Origin of the sequence: Salegentibacter sp. UBA1130 (assembly GCF_002311535.1) — a bacterium.
Classification (GTDB): Bacteria; Bacteroidota; Bacteroidia; order Flavobacteriales; family Flavobacteriaceae; genus Salegentibacter; species Salegentibacter agarivorans.
On sequence record NZ_DCAP01000021.1, the window covers coordinates 1 to 13,270 of the forward strand.

16 protein-coding genes are annotated in these 13,270 nt (G+C 35.3%); 9 read left to right on the forward strand and 7 right to left on the reverse strand.

What is annotated here, in order from left to right; genetic code table 11:
• Nucleotides 1–47: 47 nt before the first annotated feature.
• From B4F31_RS08015 to B4F31_RS08025, 3 genes are read right to left on the reverse strand one after another with little or no spacing between them, the layout of a single operon-like run.
• Nucleotides 48–380, reverse strand: coding sequence for a CCC motif membrane protein (locus B4F31_RS08015; RefSeq protein WP_075327140.1), 333 nt, complete (start codon nt 378–380; stop codon nt 48–50).
• 10 nt (nt 381–390) lie between these two features.
• On the reverse strand, nt 391–684 hold the full coding sequence (locus B4F31_RS08020) for a DUF2752 domain-containing protein (RefSeq protein ID WP_075327139.1): 294 nt from the start codon (nt 682–684) through the stop codon (nt 391–393).
• A gap of 2 nt (nt 685–686) precedes the next feature.
• The gene (locus tag B4F31_RS08025; RefSeq protein ID WP_286761033.1) at nt 687–2,432 is read right to left on the reverse strand and encodes a T9SS type A sorting domain-containing protein; all 1,746 of its coding nucleotides are present in this window, start codon (nt 2,430–2,432) and stop codon (nt 687–689) included.
• A gap of 76 nt (nt 2,433–2,508) precedes the next feature.
• On the opposite strand from B4F31_RS08025, the gene B4F31_RS08030 reads away from it, so the two are divergent.
• Both B4F31_RS08030 and B4F31_RS08035 read left to right on the forward strand, forming a co-directional pair.
• On the forward strand, nt 2,509–2,706 hold the full coding sequence (locus tag B4F31_RS08030; RefSeq protein WP_075327137.1) for a hypothetical protein: 198 nt from the start codon (nt 2,509–2,511) through the stop codon (nt 2,704–2,706).
• Nucleotides 2,706–3,251: a Smr/MutS family protein gene (locus B4F31_RS08035; RefSeq protein ID WP_093306241.1), complete on the forward strand. Its 546-nt coding sequence runs from the start codon at nt 2,706–2,708 to the stop codon at nt 3,249–3,251. The genes B4F31_RS08030 and B4F31_RS08035 overlap by 1 nt, the downstream gene beginning before the upstream one ends.
• Here B4F31_RS08035 and B4F31_RS08040 read toward each other — a convergent pair.
• On the reverse strand, nt 3,248–4,306 hold the full coding sequence (locus tag B4F31_RS08040) for a hypothetical protein (protein ID WP_286761034.1): 1,059 nt from the start codon (nt 4,304–4,306) through the stop codon (nt 3,248–3,250). The genes B4F31_RS08035 and B4F31_RS08040 overlap by 4 nt on opposite strands.
• A gap of 98 nt (nt 4,307–4,404) precedes the next feature.
• Here B4F31_RS08040 and B4F31_RS08045 point away from each other — a divergent pair, with 98 nt between their 5' ends.
• From B4F31_RS08045 to mtaB, 3 genes are all read left to right on the forward strand, one after another.
• Nucleotides 4,405–5,553 (forward strand): cysteine desulfurase family protein, encoded by a 1,149-nt coding sequence (locus B4F31_RS08045; RefSeq protein WP_286761035.1) that lies wholly within the window; start codon nt 4,405–4,407, stop codon nt 5,551–5,553.
• A gap of 99 nt (nt 5,554–5,652) precedes the next feature.
• Nucleotides 5,653–6,105 carry an OsmC family protein gene (locus tag B4F31_RS08050; protein WP_075327133.1) on the forward strand — a complete coding sequence of 151 codons (453 nt, stop codon included), beginning with the start codon at nt 5,653–5,655 and terminating at the stop codon, nt 6,103–6,105.
• A gap of 359 nt (nt 6,106–6,464) precedes the next feature.
• Nucleotides 6,465–7,796 carry a tRNA (N(6)-L-threonylcarbamoyladenosine(37)-C(2))-methylthiotransferase MtaB gene (gene mtaB / locus B4F31_RS08055; protein WP_093306245.1) on the forward strand — a complete coding sequence of 444 codons (1,332 nt, stop codon included), beginning with the start codon at nt 6,465–6,467 and terminating at the stop codon, nt 7,794–7,796.
• Here the strand turns inward: mtaB and B4F31_RS08060 are convergent.
• Nucleotides 7,793–8,095, reverse strand: coding sequence for an N-acetyltransferase (locus B4F31_RS08060; protein ID WP_075327131.1), 303 nt, complete (start codon nt 8,093–8,095; stop codon nt 7,793–7,795). The two genes, mtaB and B4F31_RS08060, sit on opposite strands and share 4 nt — an antisense overlap.
• Nucleotides 8,096–8,456: 361 nt before the next feature.
• On the opposite strand from B4F31_RS08060, the gene B4F31_RS08065 reads away from it, so the two are divergent.
• From B4F31_RS08065 to cls, 3 genes are read left to right on the forward strand one after another with little or no spacing between them, the layout of a single operon-like run.
• Nucleotides 8,457–9,158: an alpha/beta fold hydrolase gene (locus B4F31_RS08065; RefSeq protein WP_245764402.1), complete on the forward strand. Its 702-nt coding sequence runs from the start codon at nt 8,457–8,459 to the stop codon at nt 9,156–9,158.
• 1 nt (nt 9,159) lies between these two features.
• A complete protein-coding gene (locus B4F31_RS08070; RefSeq protein ID WP_286761036.1) occupies nt 9,160–10,119 on the forward strand; it encodes a lytic transglycosylase domain-containing protein in 960 nt (319 codons plus the stop codon).
• On the forward strand, nt 10,120–11,583 hold the full coding sequence (gene cls, locus B4F31_RS08075; protein ID WP_093306250.1) for a cardiolipin synthase: 1,464 nt from the start codon (nt 10,120–10,122) through the stop codon (nt 11,581–11,583). It begins immediately after the preceding gene.
• Here the strand turns inward: cls and B4F31_RS08080 are convergent, their stop codons facing one another.
• Nucleotides 11,584–12,297, reverse strand: a complete 714-nt coding sequence (locus tag B4F31_RS08080; protein ID WP_286761037.1) for a TlpA family protein disulfide reductase — start codon at nt 12,295–12,297, stop codon at nt 11,584–11,586. It abuts the gene before it with no gap.
• Between the two features lie 140 nt (nt 12,298–12,437).
• Nucleotides 12,438–12,953, reverse strand: coding sequence for a hypothetical protein (locus B4F31_RS08085; protein ID WP_075327125.1), 516 nt, complete (start codon nt 12,951–12,953; stop codon nt 12,438–12,440).
• Between the two features lie 153 nt (nt 12,954–13,106).
• Here B4F31_RS08085 and rpmH point away from each other — a divergent pair, with 153 nt between their 5' ends.
• A complete protein-coding gene (rpmH, locus tag B4F31_RS08090) occupies nt 13,107–13,265 on the forward strand; it encodes a 50S ribosomal protein L34 (RefSeq protein ID WP_075327124.1) in 159 nt (52 codons plus the stop codon).
• The last annotated feature ends 5 nt before the right edge of the window (nt 13,266–13,270 follow it).

The following is a 13,270-nucleotide window of genomic DNA, read 5'->3' on the forward strand; positions in this document are numbered from 1 at the left end:
AAATACTTTTTAGACGGCCTCTTTCTTATTCTCAAAAAGAAAAAGACCTATTGATTTTGTTCTATTTCTCTTAAAATTTCATTTTGCATCTCATAAATCCCATCTACTCCGCCATACATAATAAACATTACAATAGTGCTTATTAAACTAATAGCGCTTAGTATAAGGCCAATAATAGCAAGAATTTTCCCGGTTTTTACGTTCTGGTACCCGGTGTATAGTTCAGGTTGTGCATTATAGATTTCGGTAGCCCTTTTTGCCATTACAAGCGCAATAATTCCGAAGATAATTCCCAGAATACCGTAACAGCAGCATCCTATAATTGAGAGAATACCGAAAATTAAAATTAAAGTTGAATTTGGTAATTGTTGTCTTTCCATAAAGATTGGTTTATTGGGTTAGTTGTATTAATTGATTCATTTTTATTAAATAGCTAATTAGCATTACCGCTCCGCTCAAAATAATTAGCCCGATTTTTACTTGAAAATCGTATCTAAATTTTACGAAGAGATTCAGGATGAGAAAGGCAAGTAAAAATAAAATGGGATAGATAGCCGGAAACATTAAAAATGCCTGGGTAAATTCTGCATTAAAAACAAGTAATAAGGCGCGTTGACCCCCACAGCCAAAACAATCTACTCCAAAGAGGCTTTTGTTAAGACAGGGCAACATAAAATCTTCCATAATTAATTTTTAATGCTAATTTTTTTGGTGAATTCCATATTGCTAGAAGAAATTAATTTCAGGACATAAATTGCGTCCTGTAGTCCTGAAGTAGGCAATGTATAATTTGCACTTCCGCCTGGTAATGTTTTATTATAAATCATTTGTCCGTTAAGGTCGTATAACAAAATTTGTTTTACATCGGTTTCCACCATTTTAATCTCCAATTGCGCTTCTATGTTATTTTGAACAATAAGAGCTTCAGGTATTGAAAAATCTAATTCTTCTACTGGTAATTCAGATTGCAAATTATCTTCTTTTTCCTCAATAAAACTAATAAAAAATCGATTACTATAGTTTCCTTTTGGTAAATCTATTGAAAATATATCTTTATTTAATCGAAAATTAGATTCTAACTCAGCATCAAAAATATACACATTTTCATTCTCAAATTGTCTAAAATCATCAAGTTGAAAGCTTAATGAAGCATTTTCTGTTAAATTAATTAGCAACGGAATTTTATCATTTTTTCTAAACGGCCTTACCTGTATATTATAAAACGCTTCTTCAATATTCCATCCCACATCATTCTGCAAAACCCCATAGATCTTTGCATCCATTGCCCAATCATAATCTTTAGAAGAATCTTCCCTAAAAGCTAAAAGTAGGGCACGGGTGTAGAGGCTATTTACTATTACATTGAGTTTTAAAAGTGGAATCTCACTTTTTTGCTGATTTTTAAACTCTGAAGTTTGTGAATTTTCCTGTTGAAACCTTCTTTGCGAATTTTTAAAATGAATATAGCCATCGTTTCTTCCGCTTAACATAAAACCCTGTGCAATGGGGGCATATTCGCGAGCAATTTCACTACCGGTTTCTCCCGAACTTCCTGTTTCTTCACCTGCACCGTTATAAGTTTTAAAAACTGCGGGCGCATAAGCATTTGGCCCCGGAGAGTAAGAACCATAACCACCTTCATAGTCTTTTAGATTATGAGAATCACCATTATTTTTAGAGTCCCAAAAATAAGCAATGCCTGTGCTGGCGGAATTTTCCATTAAAAAACTTTGTAAATGTAGGGCCGAAGGGTAAGGATTGCCCACCAAAACTGACTGGTCCTTATTTATTGAAACTTTTATCTCGCCATCATTAGGTAAACCTCTAAAATCGTATCGCTGGCTATTGCCTGGATTATTTTCAACTCCGTTAACGAGTCTGGGGTCAGTGCCATTTACACCTTTCATAGTAAAGCCTTCGGCCGGCGCAACATCAAAACTAACACCTACGTGCTGCCAGTCATTATAATCACTGCCAGAATATTTATAAATCCAGCGGCGAGAAATTCTTAAAGGGTGGGAAGTGCCTTCTAAACTTCCTGTAATATGGACCGGATTGCTATTGGTTTTGTTCTTGGGTTGAAAAATCACGGCACCAAATTGGTCTTGACTAATATTATCTTTAACCGGCAAGGCCCAGTAATTATAATCAAAAGCATTAGACGTGCCTTCCTGGAAAACCGAGAGTAAGCCATTCCCATAATTGAGATTTGTACTTTTTTCTCCCTGTAATAATTGCGATTCTTTTCTAAGGTAAATGCTTGCTTCAGTTTCTGGATTGTGGTTTTTTTCTAAATTGATATTGTCTTCAACATACAAAAAACGATCGCTAAGATAAATATAGGAGTCTCCGGAAGTCGAAGGCGAAATGTGTAATTGAGCATTTCCGTAGTAAAAAGAGAAAATAAAAGCTAAGAAGTATATTTGCCTCATAATTCCTGTAACTTTGCAGAAAATACAAGAACCGTTATTTTAAACATTTTACAAATAAGGGATAACAGGTAAAAAAATGAATAATTCTCAAGTAATAAATACAATTTTAATCGTAGTAGGTGGCGCACTTTTAATTTATGCTATTGCAGCTGAAGGTGCTCACGCTTACTTTAAAATCATTGGTTTAGTCACTATTATGCTAGGTCTTTATCGTGCAACAAATTTTTGGGTAGAGACAAAAGACGATCATAAAGAAGACGAAAATAACGAGTAATGGAGCTGAAAAAAGGGGATAAAGTGGCGGTTTTAGATGATGTGCTGGAAGGTTATGTAATAAAAACTGAAGCCGGCACCGTTTATATTGAAACTACCGATGGTTTTGAAATGGAATTTTCTGCAGCGGAATTAGTGAAAATTGAAACCCCAATTGAAGCTTTATCTGATGATGTTGATTTTGAAAAGGTTTTAGCTGAAAAAAAGTTACCTCCAAAACCCAAATCACAACGCATAAAGCCGAAAGAAAGAAATTTGCCTCCAATGGAAGTAGATTTGCATATTGAAAAACTTACCACTTCTTCCCGCGGGATGAATAATTACGATATGCTGAACCTTCAATTAGAAACTGCAAAACGGCAAATAGAATTCGCAATGAGAAAACGAATTCAGAAAATTGTGTTTATTCACGGGGTAGGTGAGGGAGTCTTAAAAGCCGAATTGGATTTTTTACTGGGCCGATACGACAACCTTAAATTTTACGATGCCGATTATCAAAAATATGGTCTGGGTGCTACAGAGGTCTATTTTTTTCAGAATGTTTAATCTTCTGTATTAGTTTCTTCTTCACCATTTTCGTTATCACTTTGTCCCTCTTCATTTTCCTGTTGAAGGTTAGTAAATTGCTGAAAAGGAATTCTTGTAACATCCAGCCTTCCCAGGAGATAAGAATCAAACCGAATATCTTCGCCGCTTCCATCCTGTCTAATTAAATTAAAATTTTTAATCTCAATGGTAGATCTGTAACTTCTTGTAATATGATGATCTAACTGAAGATCGTGTTCAAAATTAGGATCAAAAATATTTTCATTTAAATAATTTGGGAATCCATCAACTTCAGCCGTATTTATAGGACTTAAAAAGGCATCGTTATTTTCGTCAATAGCTCTTTGTACATCCTCAGGATCAATTTCGTGGCGGGTTAAAACCCCATCATCATCATCATCGGGATCAAGATAATTGGGTATTCCATCTACATCTGTATCTAAATAACCTTCTTCTGTTGTAGGATCTTCAGGACTGGCATTTTTTTCATCAGCCGTAGGGACATTATCATTATCATCATCAATATCTAAATAATCTGGGATACCATCACCATCAGTATCCAGATGGTCTCCGTTGGGATCATATCCTTCTTCGCCATTGGGTACGCCATCCCCATCGGCGTCGGCATCGAGGCTTATATCATTAAACCTGGTTCTAATTACCACAACTCCGCCGGCAGAAACATATTCTTCTAATACCCGCGGAGATCCTGGCGGTACTCCCTTACAAAAATATTCGCCTCCATTAATCTCACTGTCATAAATTCTGTAAACCAGTCGGTTATCTTCGCCCGAGAGATTAATTACTATTGAATCATTTACCTCCAGCGTTAAAATTTTCTGCGTAAGCGTATCATTTAAACGATTATCTTTTAATTCTAAAGACATAGATTCATAAACATCTTCATTATTTACAGCCCAAAGCACTTTTTTACCATCAATTTCACATAAAGTTAGATCACTGTTTTCTAAATCGAAACTGGTCACGGTAATATCCCCGTCGTCACAGGAATAAAGGGCAAAAGAGAAAAATAAAGCTGCAAGAATCTTTTTCATAGTATGGTAATATATTCAAAGTGAAACAAAAATAGCGGAATTCAAGATTTTTAGGGCAGGTTCTTTTAAATAATTTTATTTCGTTTAATTTTGCGGCAATGAAAAATGTATATCTTGATTCTGCCGCGACCACGCAAATGCGTGATGAAGTAATTGACCGAATGACCTCTGTGATGAAAGAGGTTTATGGTAATCCTTCTTCTACCCATTCTTTTGGAAGATCTGCTAAATCTTTAATAGAGCAGGCGCGTAAAACTGTTGCCGGTTATTTAAATGTAAAAGCTTCAGAAATAATTTTCACTTCTGGTGGTACTGAAGCCGATAACCTGGCTTTAAATTCCGCGGTTCGTGATCTTGGAGTTAAGCGAATAATCACTTCAAAAATTGAACACCACGCGGTTTTGTATACCCTAGAGCAGCTTCAGGATTGTTTTGATGTAGAGGTAGTTTATGTTGATTTAGATTCCCGCGGAAATATTGATGTAGCACATTTAGAAAAATTATTAAATGCTTCAGATAAAAAGACGTTGGTTAGCCTGATGCATGTAAATAACGAGATTGGGAATAAACTGGACATTAAAAAAGTCGGAGAATTGTGTAAAAAACATCACGCCTTATTTCATTCAGATTGTGTACAATCGGTGGGACATTATGATCTTGATTTTAGTGAAATACCGGTAAATTTTACCGCGGTAAGCGCCCATAAATTTCACGGCCCAAAAGGTGTGGGATTTGCTTTTATTAGAAAAAACAGCGGATTAAAACCACTTATTTTTGGAGGAGAGCAGGAGCGTGGCCATCGTGCCGGCACAGAAGGGGTTCATAATATTGTAGGCCTGGAAGAAGCTTTAAAACTATCTTTAGATAATTTAGCCGAAGAAAAGGCCTATATAAGTGATCTAAAAGCTCATTTTATTTCAAAATTAAAAGCCGAAATTCCCGGGGTGAAATTCAACGGTGATTGTGACGATGCTTCAAAAAGTACCTATACTTTGGTAAATGTATGTTTGCCGGTGCCAGCCGATAAAGCTTTAATGTTATTATTTCAATTAGATTTAAAAGGAATTGCCTGTTCTAAAGGTAGTGCCTGCCAAAGTGGAAGTGATAAGGGATCTCATGTGCTAAATGCATTTTTAGAAGAAGAAGACCTTAAAAAACCATCGGTACGGTTTTCATTTTCGAGATTTAATACCAGGGATGAGCTGGATTATGTGGTAAATACGCTTAAAGAATTTATTGAATCTTAAAGTTTTTCCTGAAGCTGACCTGAATCATATTTTTTAGTTTTTAATCGCTGTTTCTTTGTAAAAGAAAATACCCCATTTGGGTTTAAAAAATATAAAGTTATGGCTGAAAAACACGAATATCAGGTAGATCTTATCTGGTTAGAAGATCGAAAAGGAGAAGTTAGCTCTCCTGAATTGACCGATATTATTGAAACAGCAACCCCGCCAGATTTTCCAAAAGGAATGCCCAACATTTGGTCTCCTGAACATTTTCTGGTTGCCGCGGTAGAAAGTTGTTTGATGACAACCTTCCTGGCTATTGCTGAAAATTCTAAACTGGAGTTTATCTCTTTTAAATCTAAAGCAATTGGAAAACTGGATAAAGTTGAAGGTAAATTTCAAATGACTGAAATTATACTAAAACCAGTTTTGGAAATTTCCGACGAAAATAATGCTGAAAGAGCCAAACGCATCATAGAAAAAAGTGAAAAAGCCTGTTTGATCTCCAATTCTATAAAAAGTAAAATTATACTGGAAGCTGAGGTTATAGTTGGTTCGGTTGAGAAAGTTTAATCATTCCTCTTCTTATATAATGTTAAGTTAATTCGTTATTGCGAGTGCAGCAATCTTCAGTTCAATGTTTTTGATCAAAACGTCAACCTGAACTTATTTCAGAACCTGCCCCGATTTTTCATCCGGGATCTAATTTATTAAACCCGGAATGACGTTTGAATGCGATTTTTAAGGACAGATTGCCACGTCGGCTATCGCCTTCTCGCAATGACGACTTAACCAAAACCGACAACTGAGAACCGAGAACCGAGTACCGAGTACCGAGTACCGAAATCAAAACAATGTTTTCCTAAAACAATAATTGTTGGTATCTTTGCAGCCCTAAAAATCGTTTAACTTCTACAGAAACAGGCAGGTGTATGAATACTAAGAAGGTCGCATTTTATACCTTGGGTTGTAAACTCAATTTTTCAGAAACTTCTACCATTGCAAGATCTTTTAAAGATGAAGGTTTTAAGCGTGTGGAATTCACTGAAGAAGCTGATATTTATGTGATCAATACCTGTTCGGTTACCGAGAATGCCGATAAACGCTTTAAAACCATCGTAAAACAAGCGCAAAAAGTGAATGAAGATGCGTTTGTGATTGCCGTGGGTTGCTATGCCCAATTGAAACCGGAAGAACTTGCCGATGTAGATGGAGTAGATTTAGTGCTTGGGGCGACTGAAAAATTCAAAATCACCGATTACCTTAACGATCTTTCTAAAAATGATCTTGGGGAAGTTCATTCCTGTGAAATTGATGAAGCCGACTTCTACGTGGGTGCTTATTCCATTGGTGACAGAACCCGTGCATTTTTAAAGGTGCAGGATGGGTGTGATTATAAATGTACTTATTGTACCATTCCGTTAGCGCGTGGAATTTCCCGAAGCGATAAACTGGAAAATGTTTTAACCAATGCCGCTGAAATTTCAGCAAAAGGAATTAAAGAAATTGTGCTTACCGGAGTAAATATTGGGGATTACGGAAAAGGTGAATTTGGCAATAAAAAGCACGAACATACTTTTCTTGACCTTGTAAAAGCTTTAGATGAGGTAGATGGAATTGAACGTTTAAGAATCTCTTCTATTGAGCCTAATTTATTGAAAAACGAGACCATAGATTTTGTTGCCGATAGTAATACGTTTGTGCCTCATTTTCATATCCCATTACAAAGCGGAAGTGACGATTTGCTTAAATTGATGAAGCGTCGTTATATGAGTTCGCTTTATAGCGATAGGGTGGCGCAAATTAAGCGAGTAATGCCCAATGCCTGTATTGGTGTTGATGTTATTGTTGGCTTTCCCGGCGAAACCGAAGAACGCTTCCTGGAAACCTATAATTATTTGAATGAATTAGATATTTCTTACCTGCACGTTTTTACGTATTCTGAGCGTGATAATACTCCTGCAGCAGAAATGGAAGGTGTGGTTCCTACCAAAGTGAGAAAGAAACGAAGCAAAATGCTACGTGGCCTCTCAGCTAAAAAGAGACGGGCGTTTTATGAAAGTCAGTTAGGAAATACAAGTACCGTACTTTTTGAAGGGGAAAATAAAGAAGGATACATTCACGGTTTTACAGAGAACTATGTAAAGGTAAAAGCACCCTGGGACCCTGCATTGGTAAATACACTTCATCAAATAGAACTGACTTTAATTGACGAAGATGGATTGGTTAGGTTTGAATTTGCTTCAGAAAAAGTAGCGGTTTAAATATTTATTCCTACCGGTAAAAGGTCTTTATATTTTCTTCTGTTCTTACGCATAAATTTAGCAACATCTGGACTGGTAGGCATTACGCGCGTATTTCGTTCTTTAATTTCTTCTAAAACAGCTTCAATAAAAATATCCATATAGCCTTCTTCTTTAAGAGTTTCAGGCATAAATACTTTTGTTAAAAATATTTTTCGTTCCTGCTGGGCGTACTCTATGGTAGCAAGTTGTTGATTTATAGTAGTTTCAAACTGTCTTAAAAATTCATTATCGGTAATTATAATTTCTTCGGCATTCATCATTTCTCTTTTTTGTTATTAACCATTGGGTCAGCCAATTTAATGGCATAAATCGGCAATAATTAGTTGTGAAAATTTTCTTTGGATGGTTATTGTAAAGGTAGGAAAATAAAGCCTTTAAAGCTGAATTATTAGCAGCAAACAATAAAATTATAGGCTTTGTAAAATTCTCCATTATTTTTAATCTTTCAATTGTGAAAGCCAAATAAATAGCAGTAATTTTGGAGTGCAAACTACCCCGGGACAAGCTCCTGGAGTATTTTATGAAATATTAGAATTAAAAATTGAAAATATTTCAAAATTCACTTCTTAGGTAAATTTACGGCATTAGCCCAATGTTAAGTGTTATATACTTGTTAAAATGACTGAAGAAAACCAGTTGATTCACGTTTATTTTATGCCCGGTATGGCTGCTAATTCTTCCATATTTGAATTTATAAAACTTCCAGAAGACCGTTTTAAAATGCATTTTTTAGAATGGATTATTCCTAAAAAAGAGGAAAGCCTTAAAAGTTATGCCTTGCGTATGAATAAATACGTAAAGCACGAAAATGTAGTCTTGATTGGTGTATCTTTTGGCGGGGTTATTGTGCAGGAAATGGCAAAGAGTCTTAATCTTAAAAGACTTATTATTATTTCTAGTGTAAAGTGTAGAGAAGAATTGCCAAGGCGTATGCGATACGCCGCCAGCACAGGTTTATTTAAACTTATACCTACAAGTTTGTTTGATTATGTAGATCATTTTGAAAAGATTGCTGTAGGAGATTTTATTAAAAAAAGGGCGAAACTTTACCGGCAATATCTTTCAGTTAGGAATCAGCGTTATTTAGACTGGGCTATAGAAAATATGGTTTTATGGAATTGTGCCAAAGCCCAAAAAGGCATTGTTCATATTCACGGTGATAAAGACGAAATTTTTCCTATAAAATATATTCCGGAATGTATTACCGTAAAAGGTGGGACTCATATAATGATTTTGAATCGTTATCGTTGGTTTAATAAGTATCTTCCTGAAATAATACTTTCAGGAAAAATTGAAGAGAAAAATAAAAAATTGAATTAATATGAAAATTTTAAAATCTGCATTAGTTATAGTGGGACTTTTCACTATTGTGTTTGTAAGTATACAAGCTGCTCAACAGTCTCCAGATTCTAACCACGAGGCTACAGCTGAATCTTCTGTAGCCAATCAAAAAGAGCGTCCGGTAAAAGATTATAATATCTATGCACTCCCAATGCCTGAGAATATAAACTTTGCAGGAGAAGAGGTGCCAATTGATGATCCAGATATTTACGAAAGAATGGACAGGGAATTGCTGGTAAATACCTACTGGCAATCTAATGCCTTGCTTTTAATAAAGCGGGCCAATCAATATTTTCCAATTATTGAACCTATTCTGAAGGAAGAAGGTGTGCCATACGATTTTAAATACCTGGCTGTAATTGAAAGCGGTTTAACACAGGCAGTTTCTCCTGCAGGAGCCAAAGGTTTTTGGCAAATTATGGAAGGTACGGGGAAAGATTACGGTTTAGAGATAAATGGAAATGTAGACGAACGCTACCATATTGAAAAATCTACCCGTGTGGCTGCCGATTATCTAAAGAAATCTAAAGAAAAATTTGGTAGCTGGACAATGGCGGCTGCCGCTTATAACGCCGGGAATAGAGGCGTTGAAAGACAGTTAGAACGTCAAAAAGTAGATGATTATTACGAATTATTGCTTGGGGAAGAAACCGGAAGATATATGTTTAGAATCCTTGCTATAAAAGAGATTTTAAGCAATCCTGAACAATACGGCTTCAATTTTGAAGAAAAACATCTTTACAAACATATTCCAACCAAAACGGTAAAAGTTGATACCGTGGTTAAAGATTTCGCCGATTTTGCGCATCATTTTGATATTAATTATAAGATCTTGAAAATCCATAATCCCTGGCTTAGGGAAGCACATTTAAATAATGCATCCAGAAAGGAATACGAGATTAAGATCCCTGCAGAGAAAACTTACACCGCGGTAAAGTAAATGAGTGCTTTCCTGGATAATTTTTGGTGGGTACTTCTAACTATCAATTTTATAATCGTTTTTATAACGGCCGGTTACGAATTAATGCATTTTAGAGAACCGGTAAAAAGTATTTCGCTCATTTTTGCACTTTTTGTACTACCGGTTATAGGCCTATTGGTCTATTACTTTTTTGCCCAGGAATTTAGGAAAAGCAAGTTATTTAACCGTAAAAAACTGTACGACCAGAAGATTATTAAGCATTGGGAAGATAAGCTAATGCTTAATAAAAAAGATCTGGTTAATTTAAATCAGGAGTGTGTTAATCAAAAGATCAAGCTGGTTCACTTACTGCAAAATAATCAAAAGAAACCGGTTACTTTCTTAAATAAAGTCCGTGTCCTTATAAATGGCGAAAATAAGTTCTCAGCCTTATTTGAAGATATTAAGAAAGCCCAGGATCATATTCATATAGAATATTATATTTTTAATAGTGGTAGAATAGGAAATCGACTTATTTTATTACTGTGTGAAAAGGCTGAGGAAGGCGTGAAAGTACGGGTTAGTTACGATTACGTAGCGAGCAGACTTTCATCAAAAGCGGTTAAAAAAATGAAATCCTACGGAATTGAAATTTATCCGTTTATGCCGGTTTGGTTTCCCAATTTAACCCGAAAATTAAACTATCGCAATCATCGAAAAATGGCGATTATAGACGGGAATATTGGGTTTATTGGAGGAATTAATATATGTGATGAATATGTGAATTTTGAAGAAAACCCGCAAGAAAAAATGTTCTGGCGAGATACTCATCTTAGAATTGAAGGCCACGCCGTAAAATCTTTGCAGGCTCAATTTTTACTGAATTTTAATTTTATTAGTGGAAAAGAACTTAAAATTAAAGATAGTTTTTTTCCGAAGATAGATTTAACCGAAAATACTGCGGTTCAAATTGCCGCCAGTGGCCCCGATACCGATTGGCAAAATATTATGGAAGCCATTCTAACCGCAATAAATACTGCTGATAAATATATTTATATAACCACACCTTATTTTATTCCAAACAATCAAATTCTTACCGCCTTGTGTATGGCAAGTAGGATAGGAGTAGAAGTTAAAATTATTATTCCCGAAAAAGGAGATTCGGTGATTGCACGTTATGCCACCAATTCTTATATAGAAAAATTACTGGAATCTGGGGTTCAGGTTTTTCATTATCATAAAGGGATGGTCCACGCTAAGACTATGGTGGTAGATGGTGTACTAACCAGTATTGGTTCCTGTAATCTGGATAATCGCAGTTTTGATATTAACTTTGAGATCAATGCATTTTTATACGATAAAAAAGTGGCTGGAGAAATGACTGGGGTTTATAAAAATGACCTTAAAGAAACCACCGAGCTAACTATAAATGAATGGATGCAACGCCCGGCTTTAGAAAAAATAAGAGAAGCCCTGGCCAGGCTCTGGGCTCCATTGCTTTAATTATTCCGGTGTAATGGCGCTCCATTTTATTTCTTCCTTCTTTTCTGAATTACCAATAAGATTATTGGTAATTGCGGAATTAATCGCTTCGTAATTAAGTTCAAAAGATTCTTCTTTAGATAAATTATAAGGATTAAAAATACTCCTTTTAATATCCCTAATTTCCCGGTCACCGCCAATTAAATAGCACGTTGGTAAACCTAAAGAATGTTTCAGGTTTTCTACCACAAAAGCGTGGTTGTTCCTGGTTTCATCTACATATAATACATTTATATGTGAATTAAATTGTTTGGAAAGTTTTTTGGCGGTTTCTTTTTTATCCCAAAACACAATTACAAAATCAATTTTATCCCGGTATTTATCGGCTAGTTCATTAAGTGCTGGTATTTCGCCTTTCCCCGGGATGCACCAGGAAGCATAGGTTAATAAATAAACGGGCTTTTTATAATCGTATAGCGTAACTTTTTTTCCTTTGAGATTTAGAAATTTAAAATTGTCTATATATGTTCCCTGCAGTTTAGCGGTAACAAAGTTTTCAAATAACCGGTCGGCTTCTTCAAAGCGCCTGTATCTATAAGCCGCTTTTGCTTCCTTATTATATTCAGGTAAGTGTATAACAAGTGCATCAGAGAAATAGAGCTTGTCGCTTTTCTCTGTTTGAGCCTGTATATTTAAGCCTAAAATTATAAAAAAGAGGAGTAAAAGTCTCTTCATGCACTTTGTTCTGTTTAGTTAAAAACAAAGATACTTCGGAAGAAACTATTGCTGAAATATTATCGCTGAAGGGTCAATATTTTGGCCAAAAGTTGCGGAAAAATTAATGAAAGCTGAAATTAACTAAATTTATGTAAAAATTAGATTTTCTTCATTTGCTGCTTCATCATCTTAATCTGGTCTTTAAGCATTCCGTGCTTATCCAGTTTTTTAGCTTCAGCAAGTAAATTGGTAGCTTCTCTTTTTCGGCGTTTTGTCATTGCAATTCCCGCCAGGTTTAATTTTGCCATCGCCAGGTCCTGATCCATTGCCAGGCCTAATTTAATAGCACGTTTAAAGAATTTTTCGGCTTGCGTAATATTGGTTTGGGAAACCATTAGCCCGTGTAGATACCAGTAATAACCCTGTTGTTTTTGGGTAAGCGCGGTTTCTGGATTTTTAATTTTATCTAACCACTTTTTTGCGCCGGGAAAATCTTGTTTTCTAAGTCGCAAGAAAGCAAGTAATATCATTTCATTTTTAAAATACAGGAATATAAAAATTAAGGAAAGTAGGATGTACATAATACCATTTCCAATGTTTCCTTCTATAAACTGCCAAATGGCAAGACCTATTACAGCTCCCGCTAAAACTAATTTGATATTCTTATTAAACATAAATGCTTTTATTTTGGAAGCGGCAAAGGTAAGAAAAACAATTAAAAATAATTTAAATTACCTCTTGTAATAGTTAAAAAGCTTTGTATATTTGCACGCAGTTTTACAGAGAGCTAAAAAAACGATTATTCAGAAGATTTAAAGATATTTAAAATGAAAAGAACGTTTCAACCATCCAAGAGAAAAAGAAAGAACAAGCACGGTTTTCGAGAAAGAATGGCTAGTGCAAACGGAAGAAAAGTCCTCGCCAGAAGAAGGGCTAAAGGAAGAAAGAAAATATCTGTCTCTTCTGAAAACAGACATAAGCACTAATGAGA

Excerpts from the sequence above, each read along its gene's own strand:
- B4F31_RS08015 (WP_075327140.1), bottom strand. The coding sequence starts at position 380 with ATGGAAAGACAACAATTACCAAATTCAACTTTAATTTTAATTTTCGGT.
- B4F31_RS08020 (WP_075327139.1), bottom strand. The coding sequence starts at position 684 with ATGGAAGATTTTATGTTGCCCTGTCTTAACAAAAGCCTCTTTGGAGTA.
- B4F31_RS08025 (WP_286761033.1), bottom strand. The coding sequence starts at position 2,432 with ATGAGGCAAATATACTTCTTAGCTTTTATTTTCTCTTTTTACTACGGA.
- B4F31_RS08030 (WP_075327137.1), top strand. The coding sequence starts at position 2,509 with ATGAATAATTCTCAAGTAATAAATACAATTTTAATCGTAGTAGGTGGC.
- B4F31_RS08035 (WP_093306241.1), top strand. The coding sequence starts at position 2,706 with ATGGAGCTGAAAAAAGGGGATAAAGTGGCGGTTTTAGATGATGTGCTG.
- B4F31_RS08040 (WP_286761034.1), bottom strand. The coding sequence starts at position 4,306 with ATGAAAAAGATTCTTGCAGCTTTATTTTTCTCTTTTGCCCTTTATTCC.
- B4F31_RS08045 (WP_286761035.1), top strand. The coding sequence starts at position 4,405 with ATGAAAAATGTATATCTTGATTCTGCCGCGACCACGCAAATGCGTGAT.
- B4F31_RS08050 (WP_075327133.1), top strand. The coding sequence starts at position 5,653 with ATGGCTGAAAAACACGAATATCAGGTAGATCTTATCTGGTTAGAAGAT.
- mtaB (WP_093306245.1), top strand. The coding sequence starts at position 6,465 with ATGAATACTAAGAAGGTCGCATTTTATACCTTGGGTTGTAAACTCAAT.
- B4F31_RS08060 (WP_075327131.1), bottom strand. The coding sequence starts at position 8,095 with ATGAATGCCGAAGAAATTATAATTACCGATAATGAATTTTTAAGACAG.
- B4F31_RS08065 (WP_245764402.1), top strand. The coding sequence starts at position 8,457 with ATGACTGAAGAAAACCAGTTGATTCACGTTTATTTTATGCCCGGTATG.
- B4F31_RS08070 (WP_286761036.1), top strand. The coding sequence starts at position 9,160 with ATGAAAATTTTAAAATCTGCATTAGTTATAGTGGGACTTTTCACTATT.
- cls (WP_093306250.1), top strand. The coding sequence starts at position 10,120 with ATGAGTGCTTTCCTGGATAATTTTTGGTGGGTACTTCTAACTATCAAT.
- B4F31_RS08080 (WP_286761037.1), bottom strand. The coding sequence starts at position 12,297 with ATGAAGAGACTTTTACTCCTCTTTTTTATAATTTTAGGCTTAAATATA.
- B4F31_RS08085 (WP_075327125.1), bottom strand. The coding sequence starts at position 12,953 with ATGTTTAATAAGAATATCAAATTAGTTTTAGCGGGAGCTGTAATAGGT.
- rpmH (WP_075327124.1), top strand. The coding sequence starts at position 13,107 with ATGAAAAGAACGTTTCAACCATCCAAGAGAAAAAGAAAGAACAAGCAC.